The 16699-nt window shown below is 71.5% G+C and carries 13 protein-coding genes; 10 read left to right on the top strand and 3 right to left on the bottom strand.

From position 1 onward, the window contains the following. Positions 1-30 precede the first annotated feature (30 nt). Entirely contained in the window at positions 31-963 is a 933-nt protein-coding gene (locus KBX34_RS02390) for a LysR family transcriptional regulator (protein WP_088947263.1), read from the bottom strand. Between the two features lie 83 nt (positions 964-1046). Here KBX34_RS02390 and KBX34_RS02385 point away from each other — a divergent pair, with 83 nt between their 5' ends. The 7 genes from KBX34_RS02385 (at position 1047) to KBX34_RS02355 (ending at position 9757) form a co-directional block, all read left to right on the top strand. Then, the gene (locus KBX34_RS02385; RefSeq protein WP_088947262.1) at positions 1047-1730 is read left to right on the top strand and encodes a succinate dehydrogenase cytochrome b subunit; all 684 of its coding nucleotides are present in this window, start codon (positions 1047-1049) and stop codon (positions 1728-1730) included. Between the two features lies 1 nt (position 1731). Beyond that, positions 1732-3669 carry a fumarate reductase/succinate dehydrogenase flavoprotein subunit gene (locus tag KBX34_RS02380; protein WP_210923012.1) on the top strand — a complete coding sequence of 646 codons (1938 nt, stop codon included), beginning with the start codon at positions 1732-1734 and terminating at the stop codon, positions 3667-3669. Next, positions 3666-4430 carry a succinate dehydrogenase/fumarate reductase iron-sulfur subunit gene (locus KBX34_RS02375; protein WP_088947260.1) on the top strand — a complete coding sequence of 255 codons (765 nt, stop codon included), beginning with the start codon at positions 3666-3668 and terminating at the stop codon, positions 4428-4430. Before KBX34_RS02380 ends, KBX34_RS02375 begins: the two co-directional genes overlap by 4 nt. An 832-nt stretch (positions 4431-5262) precedes the next feature. Then, entirely contained in the window at positions 5263-6447 is a 1185-nt protein-coding gene (locus KBX34_RS02370) for a zinc-dependent alcohol dehydrogenase (protein WP_210923011.1), read from the top strand. Further along, complete coding sequence (locus tag KBX34_RS02365; protein ID WP_210923010.1) at positions 6444-7373, top strand: SDR family NAD(P)-dependent oxidoreductase; 930 nt, start codon at positions 6444-6446, stop codon at positions 7371-7373. Before KBX34_RS02370 ends, KBX34_RS02365 begins: the two co-directional genes overlap by 4 nt. A 112-nt stretch (positions 7374-7485) precedes the next feature. After that, positions 7486-8490 carry a serine hydrolase gene (locus tag KBX34_RS02360; RefSeq protein ID WP_210923008.1) on the top strand — a complete coding sequence of 335 codons (1005 nt, stop codon included), beginning with the start codon at positions 7486-7488 and terminating at the stop codon, positions 8488-8490. Between the two features lie 124 nt (positions 8491-8614). Continuing rightward, positions 8615-9757 (top strand): MBL fold metallo-hydrolase, encoded by a 1143-nt coding sequence (locus KBX34_RS02355; RefSeq protein WP_210923006.1) that lies wholly within the window; start codon positions 8615-8617, stop codon positions 9755-9757. Positions 9758-9763: 6 nt separating this feature from the next. On the opposite strand, the gene KBX34_RS02350 is transcribed toward KBX34_RS02355, so the two are convergent. Then, complete coding sequence (locus KBX34_RS02350; RefSeq protein WP_088951603.1) at positions 9764-11275, bottom strand: deoxyguanosinetriphosphate triphosphohydrolase family protein; 1512 nt, start codon at positions 11273-11275, stop codon at positions 9764-9766. A gap of 141 nt (positions 11276-11416) precedes the next feature. Here KBX34_RS02350 and KBX34_RS02345 point away from each other — a divergent pair, with 141 nt between their 5' ends. The 3 genes from KBX34_RS02345 to KBX34_RS02335 all read left to right on the top strand — a co-directional run bounded on the left by KBX34_RS02345 (position 11417) and on the right by KBX34_RS02335 (position 15663). Then, entirely contained in the window at positions 11417-13876 is a 2460-nt protein-coding gene (locus KBX34_RS02345) for a Tex family protein (RefSeq protein WP_210923003.1), read from the top strand. Positions 13877-14262: 386 nt separating this feature from the next. Next, positions 14263-15171: an aminoglycoside phosphotransferase family protein gene (locus tag KBX34_RS02340; RefSeq protein WP_247671372.1), complete on the top strand. Its 909-nt coding sequence runs from the start codon at positions 14263-14265 to the stop codon at positions 15169-15171. 24 nt (positions 15172-15195) lie between these two features. After that, a complete protein-coding gene (locus KBX34_RS02335) occupies positions 15196-15663 on the top strand; it encodes a hypothetical protein (RefSeq protein WP_210923001.1) in 468 nt (155 codons plus the stop codon). Here KBX34_RS02335 and KBX34_RS02330 read toward each other — a convergent pair. Then, positions 15593-16540 carry a DUF389 domain-containing protein gene (locus KBX34_RS02330; RefSeq protein ID WP_210922999.1) on the bottom strand — a complete coding sequence of 316 codons (948 nt, stop codon included), beginning with the start codon at positions 16538-16540 and terminating at the stop codon, positions 15593-15595. The two genes, KBX34_RS02335 and KBX34_RS02330, sit on opposite strands and share 71 nt — an antisense overlap. Positions 16541-16699 lie beyond the last annotated feature (159 nt).

Genomic DNA, 16699 nt, shown 5'->3' with positions numbered 1-16699 from the left:
GGCCGGGCCGCTCCGGCCCGGCCGGCCGGGTCAGGTCAGGGGCTCCACGCCGGGCGGCAGCTCACCCCGGTCGATCGCCGCCTGGATGTAGTCGAGCAGGATCCGCCGGAGTTCCCGACCCGCGTGGGTGGGCACGATGTCGCGGCGGCGGGCCACCGCGATGGTCCGCCGCACCCCGGGCGGAGCGAGCGGCGTGATCCGCACGCCCGGGCGACGGGCGAGCACGATGCCCGGCACCAGCGCGATGCCCAGCCCCGCCTCGACGAAGCTGAGGACGGCGTCCATCTCGCCGCCGTCCACCGCGAAGGTCGGTTCGAAGCCTGCCTCCCGACAGGCCTGGATGGTCGCGTCCCGCAGGTCGTAGCCCTCCCGGAACATGACCATCGGCTGGTCCCGCAGGTCGGTGATCCGCAGCTCCCCGGTCAGCGACGCGGTCGGCACCTCCCCCACCGAGGCCACCACCAGGCTCTCGCGCAGGATCGGATCGACCCGCAGCCCGGGGTCGGCGCCCTGGGCCGGCATGATGATGAGGGCCAGGTCGAGGTCGCCGCGGAGCAGGTCGCGCACCAGATCCTGGGAGCCACCCTCCTCGACCTTGAGGTCGACGGTGGGATGCGCGTCGCGAAACCGGCGCAGCACCGGTGGGGCGAGCGAGGTGGCCAGGCTCGGGGTGGCGCCGAGCCGGACCCTACCGCGGCGCAACCCCACCAGCTCCTGCACCTCGCGGGTGGCGGTGTCCACGTCGGCGAGGATCCGGGTGGCCAACGGCAGCAGCACCTCACCGGCGGCGGTGAGGGCGATGTTGCCCCGTACCCGCTCGAACAACGGCGCCCCGAGGTCGGTCTCCAGAGCGTGAATTTGCTTACTGAGAGAAGGCTGAGTGATGCCTACGAGATCGGCGGCTTGGGTGAAATGTCGTACTTCGGCCACCGCGACGAAGTACCGAAGCTGATGGAGCTGCATCTACATAGCCTACGGCTATCAACACTGCGAGTTTGATGCATTGGACGACTGATCGAAGTGCTCCTAGCGTCGGTTGCGTGGTAATGACGAAAACTCGGTCGCCCATCCGCTCGAACGTCGGCCTCAAGGCCGTCATGGCGGTGACGGGCATCCTGCTGGCGCTGTTCCTGATCGCCCACATGCTCGGGAACCTCAAGGTGTTCACGGGGGAAACCTCGTTCGACCACTACGCGCACTGGCTGCGCGACATCGGCAAGCCGCTGCTGCCCGGCGTCTGGTTCCTCTGGATCCTGCGCACCGTGCTGGTGGTCGCGGTCGTCGCCCACATCGTCGCCGCCACCGTGCTGGCCATGCGGGCCCGCGCCGCCCGCCCGGTCAAGTACGCCCACCGCAAGAAGGTCAACGGCAGCTACGCGGCCCGCACGATGCGCTGGGGTGGAGTGATCATCCTGCTCTTCGTGATCTACCACATCCTGGACCTGACCACCGGCACGCTGAACCCGGTCGGCGACGCCAGCAAGCCGTACGGCAACGTCGTCGCCGACTTCGCGCCCGAGCGCTGGTACGTCACGCTCTTCTACACGCTCGCCATCGTCGCGGTGGGCTTCCACCTGCGCCATGGCGCGTTCAGCGCGTTCCGCAGCCTCGGCCAGCAGACGCCGCGTGGCGAGCGTCGGGCGCGTACCGCAGCTCTGGTCTTCGCCGTGCTGCTCTGCGCCGGGTACCTGGTGGTCCCGTTCGCCGTACTCACCGGATTGGTGTCCTGACATGGAACTCTTCACCGAGGGCGACCCGATCGCCGACACCAAGGCTCCCGCCGGCCCGGTCGAGAAGCGCTGGGAGACCCGCCGCTTCGAGGCCAAGCTGGTCAACCCCGCCAACCGCCGCAAGATGACGGTGATCGTGGTCGGCACCGGCCTCGCCGGTGGCTCGGCCGCGGCGACCCTGGCCGAGCAGGGCTACCACGTCAAGTCCTACTGCTACCAGGACAGCCCGCGCCGGGCGCACTCCATCGCGGCACAGGGCGGCATCAACGCGGCGAAGAACTACCGCAACGACGGAGACTCCGTACACCGGCTGTTCTACGACACCGTCAAGGGCGGCGACTTCCGCTCCCGCGAGTCGAACGTGCACCGGCTCGCCGAGGTCTCCGTCAACATCATCGACCAGTGCGTCGCCCAGGGCGTGCCGTTCGCCCGCGAGTACGGCGGCCTGCTCGACACCCGCTCCTTCGGCGGCGCCCAGGTGCAGCGCACCTTCTACGCCCGGGGCCAGACGGGTCAGCAGCTGCTGCTCGGCGCGTACCAGGCGCTCGAACGGCAGATCGGCCTGGGCAACGTCGAGATGAACACCCGGCACGAGATGCTGGAGCTGGTCCTCGTCGACGACAAGGCCCGCGGCATCGTCGTCCGGGACATGGTCACCGGCGAGATCAGCACCGAGATGGCCGACGCCGTCGTGCTCGCCTCCGGTGGCTACGGCAACGTCTTCTACCTCTCCACCAACGCCAAGGGCTGCAACGTCACCGCCACCTGGCGGGCGCACCGCAAGGGCGCGTACTTCGCCAACCCCTGCTACACGCAGATCCACCCGACCTGCATCCCGGTCTCCGGGGACCACCAGTCGAAGCTGACCCTGATGAGCGAGTCGCTGCGCAACGACGGCCGGGTCTGGGTGCCGAAGACCAAGGGCGACGACCGCAGACCGAAGGACATTCCGGAGGACGAGCGGGACTACTACCTGGAGCGGATCTACCCCTCCTTCGGCAACCTGGTCCCCCGCGACATCGCCTCCCGCGCCGCGAAGAACGTCTGCGACGAGGGCCGGGGCGTCGGACCGACCAAGCTCGGCGTCTACCTCGACTTCGCCGACGCGATCAACCGGCTGGGCCGCAAGGCCATCGAGGCCAAGTACGGCAACCTCTTCGAGATGTACGAGCGGATCACCGGCGAGGACCCGTACGAGGTACCGATGCGGATCTACCCCGCCGTGCACTACACGATGGGCGGTCTGTGGGTCGACTACGACCTCCAGTCGAACATCCCCGGCCTGTTCGTGATCGGTGAGGCCAACTTCTCCGACCACGGCGCGAACCGCCTCGGCGCCTCCGCGCTGATGCAGGGCCTCGCCGACGGCTACTTCGTGCTGCCCACCACCATCGCCAACTACCTGGCCTCCGGCCCGCTGGAGAAGGTCGACGCCAGTCACCCGGCGGCGGTCGAGGCCCGCACCGACGTCGAGGACCGCGTCCAGCGGCTGCTCGCGGTCAACGGTGACCGGACCGTGGACTCGTTCCACCGGGAACTGGGCCAGATCATGTGGGAACACTGCGGCATGGAACGCAGCGAGGCCGGCCTGCGCAAGGCGATCGACGAGATCCGCGGCCTGCGCGAGCAGTTCTGGCAGCGGGTCAAGGTGTCCGGCACCGGCGAGGAACTCAACCAGTCGCTGGAGAAGGCCGGCCGGGTGGCCGACTTCTTCGAACTGGCCGAGCTGATGTGCATCGACGCCCTGCACCGTGAGGAGTCCTGCGGCGGCCACTTCCGGGCCGAGCACCAGACGCCCGACGGTGAGGCGCAGCGCGACGACGACCGGTTCGCGTACGTGGCGGCCTGGGAGTTCACCGCCGACGGCGAGCCCTCGGTGCTGCACAAGGAAGACCTGAAGTTCGAATACGTCCACCCCACGCAGCGGAGTTACAAGTGAACCTGACCCTGCGCATCTGGCGCCAGAAGGGCCCTGAGGACAAGGGTCGGATGGTGACCTACCCGGTCGACGACGTGTCCCCGGACATGTCGTTCCTGGAAATGCTCGACGTGCTCAACGAGCGGCTGATCCTCGCCGGTGAAGACCCGGTGGCGTTCGACCACGACTGCCGCGAGGGCATCTGCGGCATGTGCGGCCTGATGATCAACGGCGACGCGCACGGGCCGCAGCGCGGCACCACTGCGTGCCAGCTGCACATGCGCCAGTTCACCGACGGCGAGACGATCGACATCGAGCCGTGGCGGGCCAGCGCCTTCCCGGTCATCAAGGACCTGGTGGTCAACCGGAGCGCCTTCGACAAGATCATCGCCGCCGGTGGCTACGTCACCGCGCCAACCGGCAGCGCGCCCGAGGCGCACTCCACCCCGGTCGCCAAGGCCAACGCCGACGCCGCCTTCGAATCGGCGGCCTGCATCGGCTGCGGCGCGTGCGTGGCAGCCTGCCCGAACGGCTCGGGCATGCTCTTCACCGCCGCCAAGCTCACCCAGCTCTCGCTGCTGCCGCAGGGCCAGCCGGAGCGGTACACCCGGGTGATCGGCATGGTCGACGCGCACGACGAGGCCGGCTTCGGCGGCTGCACCAACGCTGGCGAATGCACCCCGGCCTGCCCGAAGGGCATCCCGCTGAACACCATCGGCCGACTCAACCGCGACTACCTCGCGGCCACCGCGAAGGGCGCCGGCAACACCCCCGGTTCCTGAGGCCACCGCACGACGCCGGACCGCCGTACCCCTGCGCTGTTTTCGGGGGTACGGCGGTCCGGCGTTTGTCCTTGGCTCGGCGTTCGGTCCTTGGGACTCGGCGTTCGGTCTTTGGTTCGGCGTTCGGTTTGTGGTTGCGGTGGGGCTGGGGCGACCGTCCCCGGCTCCGGGCGGTCAGGCTTGATCCCTCCGCCGGGGACGGTCGCCCCAGCCCTGCCCTTGGTCACGGGTGGTCCGCGAGTTGCGGTTTTCGCTGCGGTACGCCGGTCGCTCCGATCGCGGACCCTTCCTGAACCTTGCCGACACGCCGTCACGTGCCAGTCGCCCTACCCGCGCCGACCTGCCTGGCGACACCACACCTCGCTGCTGCCCGCCGCCTTGACCCGCCCCGCCCACGCCACGCTGGCCCGACCCGCTCGCGCCGCCGCACTGGCCACGACTGCGTGATCCACTCGGGTTTCATGAAGTCGGGCTGTCAAAGCGCCTCCGATACCGCGACTTCAAGGAACACGAGTCGATCAACCCACAGGCAGCGCCCCCACCGGTCGGGGTTCTCGAAGGCGGCGCACGGAGCGACGGACAGCGGCCACCCACGGGGCTGGGGGCGACCGTTCCCGGCGGAGGGATCAAGCCTGACCGCCCGGAGCCGGGGACGGTCGCCCCCAGCCCCCTACCGCAACCACCGACGAAGACGCCGCCCCCAGGTCCCCGAGCGCGACCACCCACCAACAGACAGACCCGAGAACAACCCGGACATCGGAAAGCGCAGCAGGTTCAAGTGCCCGAGCCCGGGTAGCAGTCTTTCGAGACGGCGTGAGAAGGGACGAGGGACATGAAGGCACTGACCTGGCAGGGCAAGCGGGACGTACGGGTCGAGGAGGTGCCGGACCCTCGGATCGAGGAACCCACCGACGCGATCGTGAAGATCACCTCAACTGCGATCTGCGGCTCCGACCTGCACCTGTACGAGGTTCTTGGGCCGTACCTGAAGCCGGGTGACGTCCTGGGCCACGAGCCGATGGGGATCGTCCAGGAGGTCGGGTCGGGCGTGACCGGGCTCAAGCCCGGCGACCGGGTGGTGATCCCGTTCAACATCTCCTGCGGGAGTTGCTGGATGTGCCAGCGGCAGCTCTACGCGCAGTGCGAGACCACCCAGGTCACCAGCGAGGGCAAGGGCGCGGCGTTGTTCGGTTACACCTCGCTCTACGGTTCGGTGCCGGGCGGGCAGGCCGAGTACCTGCGCGTCCCGCAGGCCCACTTCGGGCCGATCAAGATCCCGCAGACCGGCGCTGACGAGCGTTACCTCTACCTGTCCGACATTCTGCCGACCGCCTGGCAGGCGGTGAAGTACGCGGACACCCCGCCGGGCGGCACGCTGGCCGTCTTCGGGTTGGGCCCGGTCGGGCAGTTCTGCGCACGGATCGGCCGCCACCTCGGCGCGGGCCGGGTGATCGGGCTGGACCTGGTGCCGGAGCGGCTGGAGCTGGCCCGCCGGCACGGCATCGAGGTGCTCGACGTGAGTGAGCTGTCCGACGTGCCGGGCGCGTTGATCGACCTGGTCGACGGTCGCGGTCCGGACGCGGTGATCGACGCGGTCGGGATGGAGGCGCACGGTTCGCCGGCGGGGAAGTTGGCTCAGACCGCCGCCGGGCTGTTGCCGGACAAGCTGGCCCAGACGATGACCGACCGGGCTGGCGTTGACCGGCTGTCCGTCCTGCACGCCGCGCTCAAGGCGGTTCGCCGTGGCGGCACCGTGTCGCTGTCCGGCGTGTACGGCGGCGAGGCGGACCCGATGCCGCTGATGGAGATGTTCGACCGGGGCATCCAGCTGCGGATGGGGCAGTGCCACGTGCGCCGGTGGACCGACGACATCCTGCCGCTGCTCTCCGGCGACGACGACCCGCTGGGTGTGGAGGACCTGCGCACCCACCGGATGCCGCTGAGCCAGGCGCCGCAGGCGTACGAGATGTTCCAGAAGAAGGAGGACGGCTGCATCAAGGTCGTGCTCGAACCGTGAGCCGAGTGGTCGTGATCGTGGGCGCGAGCAGCGGGATCGGCCGGGCGACGGCCCGGGAGTTCGCCGAGCGCGGCGACCGTCTGGTCCTCGCCGCTCGCGCCACCACGACCCTGGCCGAGGTACGCGCGGAGTGCGCCGACGTCGACGTGTTGACCGTGCCGACCGACGTCACCGAGCCGGGCGCGCTGGACGCGCTCGCCGACGCGGCGATCGAGCGGTTCGGTCGCATCGACGTCTGGGTGCACACGGCGGCGGTGATGGCCTACGGTCGCTTCGACGAGCTGCCCGGGCGGGTCTTCGACCAGGTGGTACGGACCGACCTGCTCGGCGCTGCCGGCTCGGTGCGGGTGGCGCTGCGGCACTTCCGGGCCGCCGGGGCCGGCACTGTCGTCCTCACCGGCTCGGTGCTCGGCCACATCACCGCCCCGAACATGAGCGCGTACGTGGCGAGCAAGTGGGGTTTGCAGGGTCTGGTCCGCACGGTGCAGCAGGAGTTGCGCGACAGCCCGGAGATCCGGCTGTGTCTGGTCAACCCGGGCAGCGTGGACACACCGGTGTACCAGCAGGCGGCCAACTACCTGGGCCGGGTCGGGCGACCTCCGCCGCCGGTCGCCAGCCCTCATCGGGTGGCCCGGGCCATCGTGAACTGTGTGGACCGTCCCCGTCGGGAGGTGTCCGTGGGCCGGCTCAACGTGGTGATGCGGGTCGGGTTCACCGTGCTGCCGGGCGTCTACGACATCCTCGTCGGGCCGTTGATGCGGCTGGCCGGCCTGAGTGGACGGCCGGTCGTCGCGAACGACGGCTCGGTCTTCGCCCCGAACCCGGCCGGTGAGGCGGTACGCGGCGGTCATCTGCCCGACCTGCGGCAACTTGTCTCCGGGCCGGCGAGCGCAGTCGGCGCCGCAGTGCGCCGACGATTCGGCTGACCTGTTCGGAGTTGTTCGGGACTGTTCGGGGGACATTGTGGATCGATCAACTCGCCTAGGGTGGTGGGCCAGCAAGCGCTCTGGCGCACCACGATGGGGGAGACGATCGACCATGCGACTGAACCGCAGAACGGCACTCGGGTTGGGCACGGTGGCCACCGCCGGCACGGTGCTGGGCGCCGGCTCCTCGGCGAGCGCCGCCGAGAGCACCGAGGTCACCCCGACCACCCCGGCCCGGGCAGCCCGCCGGGTGGCCGCCGTCTTCGCCAAGCACAGCGTTGAGGCCGGCGGCAACTGGCAGGCGTACGTCAGCGTCGCCGACCCGGCCGGCACGCCGGTGGTGGCGGTGGAGGCCGACGCGGACCGGCGGATCGAGGCGTACAGCGTCAACAAGATCGCGGTCGCCACGGCGGTGCTCGACAAGGTCGACCGGGGGCTGCTCACCCTGGACCAGCAGGTCGAGGTGAGCGCGGCGATCGTCGTGCCGGGCGGTGACGGCATCTTCAGCCTGGACGGCGCGTACCCGAGCATGGTGACCCTCGGTCACGTGCTGGCCAATCTGCTGACCGTCTCGGACGACACGGCGGTGCGGCTGTGCGGGCTGGTCGCCCCGGCTGCCGAGATCAACTCCATCCTGGTCGCCAAGGGTTTCCCGAACACCCAGGTTCAGCCGGTGGCCAACCCGAACCGGTTCTTCCTCGGCACCAGCACCCCGCGCGAGACGCACGACCTGCTGCGCGCCCTGGTCGGCGGCACGCTGCTCTCCCCCGCCTCGACCACGTACCTGTTGGGCCTCCTGCGTTCCCCGGTGGCCTTCACCGACGGCATCCGGCGCACCATGTCCTCGGACGAGCGGGCCCGGATCGCCACCAAGGCCGGCTGGTACGCCGACGCCCGGCACGAGGCCGGCGTGATCTTCGACCGCTCCGGTGCGGCCGTGCTCACGTACGCGCTCTTCGCCGACGGGCAGGCCAACCCGGAGGACTTCGGCGCCACCCACCCGGCGGTCCAGGCCCGGGCAGCCATGGGCCCGAAGTTCCTGGCCGCGGTGGACCGGATCGCGGGCGTGGGCCGGACGTTCCGGATCACCGCCCGGCGCCCCAGCAACGGCGGCTAGGTCACCCGCTGAGCCCGTCCCGGGTCGGTCGCCGCTGCCGGCGATCGACCCGGCGTGGCGACCGCCGAGGCACGGACCGGTCCGGGTGACTACCGTGTAGGGCGGACACGTCGGAGGGACGGCAATGGCACGAGCGCAGAGCACGGACGTCGAACGGTCGCTCGGGCGGCGGATGCGGGGCGCGGCCGGGCTGGCGGCGCTGGCCGGGCTGGCCTGGGTCGCCCGGGATGTGCCAGCGGCGCTCGGCGGCCGGCTCAGCGGGGCCCGGGCCGAACGGGCGGCCCGCTCGCCCCAGTTCCGCGAGGGCACCTTCCACAACCAGGCCGGCACCCGCACGATGGTCGCCGAGCCGGGCCGCAACCTGGTCCGCGAGCTGATCTTCGGCAAGCAGAAGCGACGCCCGACCGCACCCGTGCCACTGCTGCGCTCCAGCGCACCCCACACCGTCGACACCGTCGACGAGCTGAACATCGTCTGGTACGGCCACGCCTCGACGTTGATCGAGATCGAGGGCCGGCGGGTGCTGCTCGACCCGGTGTGGAGCGAGCGGTGTTCCCCCTCCGGGCTGGTCGGTCCTCGCCGGCTGCACGAACCACCGGTACGCCTCGACGAGCTGCCGCCGCTGGACGCCATCCTGATCTCGCACGACCACTACGACCACCTCGACATGCCGACCGTCCGGGCGCTGCTGGCCGGGCAGTCCGCGCCGTTCCTGGTGCCGCTCGGCGTGGGCGCGCACCTGGACCGCTGGGGCGTACCCGCCGAGCGGATCATCGAGCTGGACTGGTCCGAGTCCCACCGGGTCGCCGGGCTGGAGATCACCGCCACCGCCGCCCAGCACTTCTCCGGGCGAGGGCTGCGCCGCGACGGCACGCTCTGGAGTTCGTGGGTGGTCGCCGGGGCGCGCCGCAAGGTCTTCTACACCGGCGACTCCGGTTACTTCGACGGGTACGCGGCGATCGGCGCCGAGCACGGGCCGTTCGACGTGACGCTGATGCAGATCGGCGCGTACGACCGGGCCTGGCCGACGATCCACATGTTCCCCGAGGAGGCGGTCGACGCCCACCTCGACCTGCGTGGCGGGCTGTTCGTCCCGGTGCACTGGGCGACGTTCAACCTGGCCCTGCACGACTGGTCCGAGCCGGTGGACCGGCTGTGGGCCGAGGCGAAGGCCCGCGACGTGCGCCTCGCCGTGCCCCGCCCAGGCGAGCGGGTGGTGGTCGACGAGCCGCCCGCCGTCGACGGCTGGTGGCAGTCCGTCGCCTGAGCCGGGTCAGAGCACGAAGGCGTCGGTCCAGAGCGCGCCGGAGCGGCCGGAGAGCGCATCCAGCATGGCCACCGCCTGACCGTCGGTGAGCTGCGCGACGAAGTCCACGATGGCCCGCCCCCGGGCGCGGCCGATCCGGTCCGGGATCCGCGGGTGCAGTTCCGCCTCGGCCAGCTCGACCAGGTCGTGCAGCCGGCGGGGCAGTCGCGACTCCTCCTCCGGGTCGAGCAGCCACTCCCAGAGCGCCTCGACCAGGGTGCCCAGCAGCCGGGCCTGGCCGCGCTGGTGCAGGGCGAGATCCGGTCGGGCCAGCACGAACCGGTGGTGGACGAACTTGAGCACCTGCACCTCGTGCCACTGCGCGCAGCCCAGCAGCACGTGACCGGAGCGCACCGACGGCTGGTCGGTCACCGTGATCGCCTCGACGAAACGGGTGGACCAGCGGGCGGAGAACCGCGCCACGTACTGCTCGGCCTCGATCGAGCCGTCGAACGGCATCGCCAGCAGCCCGTCGACCAACTCCTCGCGGACGTGCTCGACAGCGGCGGCGAACGCGTCGTCGTCGGCGATCCAGGCGTCCTTGCGGTGCAGCTGCCGACGCAACCGCTCGATCGCCGCCCCCGGACGCCGGGCCGCGGTGGCCAGCGCCGCGTCGGTGATCGCCCGGAAGTGCCCGCTCTCGCGCTGCCACGCCATCAACTCGGCGGACACCGACCCCTGTTGGAGCACACCGACCCGGTAGAAGTCCTCCACGTCGTGGATGGCGTACGCGATGTCGTCGGCGGTGTCCATCACCGACGCCTCCACGGTCTGCTGCCAGTCCGGGATGCGGCCGGCGAACGGCTCCCGGGCCTGCCGCAGGTCGTCGAGTTCGGTCCGGTACGCGCCGAACTTCGACGAGCCGCTCTCCGGGTCGTCCGGCGGAGGGGTGGCCCCGCGCGGCGGCGGGTCCATCGTGCGCGGGTGCGGGTCGGGGTGGTCCAGCCGGGTCCACGGGTACTTCAGCATCGCCGCGCGGACCGCGGCGGTGAGGTCCAGCCCGGTGGTGGCCGCGCCGCGGATCTCGGTGCTGGTGACGATCCGGTACGACTGGGCGTTGCCCTCGAACCCGTCGGCGAGGCCGAGGCGCTGGCGAGCCAGCCGGTCCAGCACCCGCTCCCCCAGGTGCCCGAACGGCGGGTGGCCGAGGTCGTGTGCGAGCGCAGCGGCCTCCACCACGTCGGGGTCGCAGCCGCCGAGCTTGTCCAGCAGGTCACGCCACCGCTCGTCGGCGTTCAACCGCTCGGCGACCGCCCGGGCCACCTGGGCGACCTTGAGGCTGTGGGTGAGCCGGTTGTGCACCAGCAGCCCGGAGCCGACCGGGCTGATCACCTGGGTGACACCGCCGAGGCGGGCGAAGAACGGCGAGCCGACGATCCGGTCCCGGTCGGCGCGGAACGGGTTGGCCGTCAGGTCGCCGAGGGCCCGGGCGCTGCCGCCGAAGAGCCGCCGGGCGCGCGGCTCCGCAGGTGTTTCCATGATCGCCACGCTAGCGCAGGGCCGCTGACACCGCCGCCGGTCACCCCGGCCGGGCGCGGCGACAGCGTCGGGGGCCGCCCGGCAGAATGCAGGCGGTACCCGCTCTTTGAAGGCGGATCGAGTCGAAGGCGGATCGAGATCGTGACCCAGTCTGTTCATCAGCGGATCGCCGACGAGCTTGGCGTGGCCGAGCGTCAGGTGCGGGCGGCCGTGGAGCTGCTCGACGGCGGCGCCACCGTGCCGTTCATCGCCCGTTACCGCAAGGAGGCCACCGGCCTGCTCGACGACACCCAGCTGCGCACTCTGGAGGAGCGGCTGCGCTACCTGCGCGAGCTGGACGAGCGGCGGGCCGCCGTGCTGGAGTCGATCCGCGGTCAGGGCAAGCTCGACGAGGCCCTGGAAGCGCAGATCATGGCCGCCGACTCGAAGTCCCGGCTGGAGGACATCTACCTGCCGTACAAGCCGAAGCGGCGGACCCGGGCGCAGATCGCCCGCGAGGCCGGGTTGGCGCCGTTGGCCGAGACGCTGCTGGCCGACCCGACCCAGGACCCACGGGCCACCGCCGCCGGGTTCGTCGATGCGGAGAAGGGCATCGCCGACGCCGCCGCCGCGCTGGAGGGCGCGCGGGCGATCCTCATCGAGACCTTCGCGGAGGACGCCGACCTGATCGGCACGCTGCGCGAGCAGATGTGGTCGCGAGGGCGCCTGGCTTCCCGGGTACGCGAGGGGCAGGAGACCACGGGCGCCAAGTTCTCCGACTACTTCGACTTCTCCGAGCCGTACCCGAAGCTGCCCTCGCACCGGATCCTGGCCATGTTCCGGGGCGAGAAGGAGGGCGTGCTCGACCTGACCATGGAACCGGAGGAGGCCGGCGAGTCCGACGCCGCACCGACCGGCCCGACCCGGTACGAGGCGGCCATCGCCGGCCGGTTCGGGGTCTCCGACGCCGGTCGCCCCGCCGACCGCTGGTTGACCGACACGGTCCGCTGGGCCTGGCGTACCCGGATCCTCATCCACCTCGGCGCGGACCTGCGGATGCGGCTGTGGCAGGCGGCCGAGGAGGAGGCGGTGCGGGTCTTCGCGACCAACCTGCGCGACCTGCTGCTGGCCGCGCCGGCCGGCACCCGCCCCACGATGGGCCTGGACCCGGGCCTGCGGACCGGCGTGAAGGTGGCCGTGGTGGACGCCACCGGCAAGGTGCTCGCCACCGACACGATCTATCCGCACGAGCCACGCCGGCAGTGGGACGCGTCGGTCGAGACCCTCGCCCGGCTCGCCGGGGCACACGGGGTGGAGTTGATCGCGATCGGCAACGGCACCGCCTCCCGGGAGACCGACAAGCTGGCCGCCGACCTGATCAAGCGGCACCCGCAGCTCAACCTGACCAAGGTGATGGTCTCCGAGGCCGGCGCGTCGGTCTACTCCGCCTCCGCGTACGCCTCGCAGGAGCTGCCCGGGATGGACGTGTCGCTGCGCGGCGCGGTCTCCATCGCCCGACGACTCCAGGACCCGCTCGCCGAGCTGGTCAAGATCGACCCCCGGTCGATCGGGGTCGGCCAGTACCAGCACGACCTGTCCGAGGTGAAGTTGTCCCGGTCGCTGGACGCGGTGGTGGAGGACTGCGTCAACGCGGTCGGGGTGGACGTCAACACCGCCTCGGCGCCGCTGCTGACCCGGGTCTCCGGGATCGGCGCCGGGCTGGCCGAGAACATCGTGCTGCACCGGGATGCCAACGGGCCGTTCCGGTCGCGTACCGAACTGAAGAAGGTGGCGCGACTCGGTCCGAAGGCGTTCGAGCAGTGCGCGGGCTTCCTGCGCATCCCCGACGGCGACGACCCACTGGATTCCTCCAGCGTGCACCCCGAGGCGTACCCGGTGGTGCGCCGGATCCTCTCCACCACCGGTCAGGACCTGCGCTCGGTGATCGGTAAGAGCACCATCCTGCGGGGGCTGCGGGCCACCGACTTCGTCGACGACCGGTTCGGTCTGCCCACCGTCACCGACATCCTCGCCGAGCTGGAGAAGCCGGGCCGGGATCCTCGGCCGGAGTTCCGCACCGCCACCTTCGTCGAAGGAGTGGAGAAGATTGGCGACCTGACGCCGGGCATGGTGCTCGAAGGCGTGGTCACCAACGTGGCCGCGTTCGGCGCGTTCGTCGACGTCGGGGTGCACCAGGACGGTCTCGTGCACGTCTCGGCGCTGTCCCGGACCTTCGTGAAGGACCCCCGCGACGTGGTGAAGTCCGGTGACGTGGTCAAGGTCAGGGTGCTCGACGTGGACGTACCCCGTAAGCGCATCTCGCTGACCCTGCGCCTGGAGGACGAGCCGGGAGCCGCCGGTGGCGGTGGTCGGACGAGCCAGGAGGGGCGTGGCGGCCCGGCGCAGCGCGGGCCGCAGGGTGGTCCTGCCGGTCAGGGTGGTCGCGGCGCGCAGGGTTCCCGGGGCGGGCAGGGTGGCGGTCAGGGTGGTCGTGGCGCGCAGGGTGGCCGCGGCGGGCAGGGTGGCGGGCAGGGTGGCCGCGGCGGGCAGCAGCGGCAGGGTGCGCCGGCGCCGGCCAATGACGCGATGGCGGAGGCCCTGCGCCGCGCCGGCCTGGCCTGATCAACCAGCAGGGCGCGCAGCCCTTGCTCGACAAGCTCGGGATGTCGCCCACGCGGGCGGCATCCCGAGCACCCAAGATTCTGTCGACCTCGATCGCCGGCCTGCCCGGTGTGCCCCACGGCGCCGTGGTGGAGGTCGAGGAGGACAGGCTGGGCCGTCCCTGCCTTGTCGTCAGCGAGCTACCCTGCCCCGCCCGGGTCCTCACGGAGACCTGTCGAGCTGCCCCACTCGTGGGGCGAGTCCGTGTGGCGGCGGTCCAGATCTGGGGCAGCTCGACAGGGGCCGCATGCATCGGGCTCCCCAGAATCTGCATGTGCCGTCGGAGTGAGGGAGCCACGGAGGAGGATGCGGACCCGGGGGAAATCGGCTCGCCTGGCAGCGCAGCGATGCGTGATGCTCTCGCGGTGAAGATGCACGCCGATCAGCTCGACGTCAGCGCCGAGGTGGTGGCCGCCCTGGTCGCCGAGCAGTTTCCCGAGTGGCGGGCGCTCCCCGTTCGTCCGCTCCCCTCGACCGGCACGGTGAACGCCCTCTTCCGGCTCGGTGCGGAGATCGTCCTGCGGTTTCCTCTGCAACCGACGGCCGACGCCGAGCTGCGGGCCGAGCTGCTGCGGGAGCAGGAGCACGCTCGGCTACTCGGCCGGCACCTGCCGATCGCGGTGCCCGAACCGCTCGGCCTCGGTGAGCCGGGCGAGGGGTACCCGGGGCCGTGGACGGCGTACCGCTGGATCCCCGGAGAGCCGATCCACCCCGGCCGCTTCGGCGACCTGGACGCCTTCGCCCGGGACCTGGCCGGCGTCGTCACCGCCCTGCACGCCATCGACACCGGTGGCCGGACCTGGTCCGGATCCGGCCGGGGCGGCCCGCTGGCCGACCAGGACGGCGGAGTGCGGTCGGCCCTGGCCAGCAGCATCCAGCTCACCGACACCGCTCGGCTCGCCAAGGTGTGGGACCGCTGCCGGGTTGTCCCGCGGTATCAGGTGGCCGACGTGTGGATCCACGCCGACCTGATGCCGGGCAACCTGCTGGTGCGCGACGGCCGGCTGGCCGCGGTCATCGACCTCGGCGCCGTCGACGTGGGCGACCCGGCGGTGGACCTGATGCCGGCGTGGAACCTGTTCGACGCCGGGTCGCGGGAGACGTACCGGCGGGCGCTCGGCGTGGACGATGCGACGTGGGAGCGCGGGCGCGGATGGGCGCTGGAGCAGGCGATCAACGCGCTGCCGTACTACGTCGAGACCAACCTGGTGATGGCCGCGATCGCCCGGCGCACCCTGCGGGCCGTCCTCGACTGAGCCGCGTCGCGTACCGTCGGCGTCGTGAGTGAGCCGGACGGCCGGACGTGGCGGGATCAGCGGCAGCAGGCGGTGCGGGCGCACGCCGACGCGGACGCGCGGCGGCGGGCCGCCGAGCAGGCCGAGGCGGCGAAGCTGGTGGCCTGGTTCGTGGCCGAGGCGACCCGGCGGGGGCTGCGCACCACCCGGCTGGTCGCCCGGGGTTACGACGGGCGCGGGCGCTACCGGACCAGGCTGACCGGCTGGTACGTCGACCGGGCCGAGACCCGGGCCGTGGACGTGGACGGCCGGTTCCACCTGCTGACCATTCCGGGCGGCCTGCGGGCCCGGCTGTTCGGCGTCGACCCGGAGCCCAGCCCGGCGCCGTTGGTGGTCGGGGCCGGCGGCCGCGACGGTGAGTCGATCCCGTTGCGGACGCTGCTCACCCGGTTGCTGAACGAGGGGACCGGCGAGCCAGGCCCCTCCACCAGACCTGCTGCACCACGAGGGTGAGCAGCCCGGCGAGGACGATCGCAGCCAGGTTGATCACCAGTTGGAGGGCCGAGCCGCCCGCTTCATCCCACGCTCCGTAGGCGGCAGCCACCGCCACGTTCGCTGCGGCCGGGACCGTGGTCACCGAGATCAGCACCCCGACCAGGCTGCCGGACTTCTTCGACGTCAACGAGAGCATCCCGGCCACACCGGCGAGTAGACCGACCACCCAGGACAGCGCGTCCGGCCGCCAGATGAAGTCGGTGAGCGGGCGTTCGGCGAGCAGCATCTCCCGACTGACCAGGCCAACTGCTGTCAGCGCCCAGGTGCTCAGCACTGTCGCCACCATGGCCGCCAGGAACCCGACCACGAGAGCCTGCACCGAGCGGCCGATCACCCCGAGCTGGCGGCGCAGCAACGCCACGCACAGCGCGGCGAGGGGACCGAACTCCGGACCGACCACCATCGCCCCGACGATGAGAATCGGCTGGTCCAGCAGCACCCCGATGCCGGCGATCATGGTGGCCACCACGATCAGCACGAGGTAGGTGCCGGACAGTTCCGTCTGCTCGCCGGTCTTCGCGGCGATCTCGTCCCAGACCACCGCGTCCGCGCCACTGCCTGGTGCGTCCTCCGCCGCCCGGTCGGCCGCATCGGAGATGGTCAGCTCGACGTCGTCCGCGGCGATGCCGCCGCTGGTGTCCACGCCGATCCGCCGCAACTCCCGCAGCACGCGGTCGGCGCTCTCCCGCACCACGTCGCAGAGGATGAGATCACCCGGTGGTTGCCGGGCGGCACCAGGCAGCACGGCGAGGTGAGTCACCCCCGCCTCCGCGGAGAGCAGGTCGACGACATCCGTCGACAGGTCCACCGGGGCGATCACCCTCAGATGCAGCACGCCATCCCCCTCGCCCGACCGGCCAGTTCTTCCCTCGCCTGACTGGCCGACGCGACTCTACCGCCCGGCCTGTCGACGCCAGGAGCTGCACAAGGCCGCTGATCTGGCCGTGTCCGACCACGGGGTTTCGGGGTTGATCGGGGGAATGCGGACTGACTG

The sequence above is a fragment of the Micromonospora sp. M61 genome, assembly GCF_018070245.1.
GTDB classification, from domain to species: domain Bacteria; phylum Actinomycetota; class Actinomycetes; order Mycobacteriales; family Micromonosporaceae; genus Micromonospora; species Micromonospora zamorensis.
Note: the sequence above shows the minus strand (reverse complement) of the source record. Positions and strands in the feature narration are given on the sequence as shown.

Coding starts and splice junctions, on each gene's coding strand:
- KBX34_RS02385 (WP_088947262.1), top strand. CDS start 1,047: ATGACGAAAACTCGGTCGCCCATCCGCTCGAACGTCGGCCTCAAGGCC.
- KBX34_RS02380 (WP_210923012.1), top strand. CDS start 1,732: ATGGAACTCTTCACCGAGGGCGACCCGATCGCCGACACCAAGGCTCCC.
- KBX34_RS02390 (WP_088947263.1), bottom strand. CDS start 963: ATGCAGCTCCATCAGCTTCGGTACTTCGTCGCGGTGGCCGAAGTACGA.
- KBX34_RS02355 (WP_210923006.1), top strand. CDS start 8,615: ATGGCACGAGCGCAGAGCACGGACGTCGAACGGTCGCTCGGGCGGCGG.
- KBX34_RS02340 (WP_247671372.1), top strand. CDS start 14,263: ATGCGTGATGCTCTCGCGGTGAAGATGCACGCCGATCAGCTCGACGTC.
- KBX34_RS02360 (WP_210923008.1), top strand. CDS start 7,486: ATGCGACTGAACCGCAGAACGGCACTCGGGTTGGGCACGGTGGCCACC.
- KBX34_RS02350 (WP_088951603.1), bottom strand. CDS start 11,275: ATGGAAACACCTGCGGAGCCGCGCGCCCGGCGGCTCTTCGGCGGCAGC.
- KBX34_RS02370 (WP_210923011.1), top strand. CDS start 5,263: ATGAAGGCACTGACCTGGCAGGGCAAGCGGGACGTACGGGTCGAGGAG.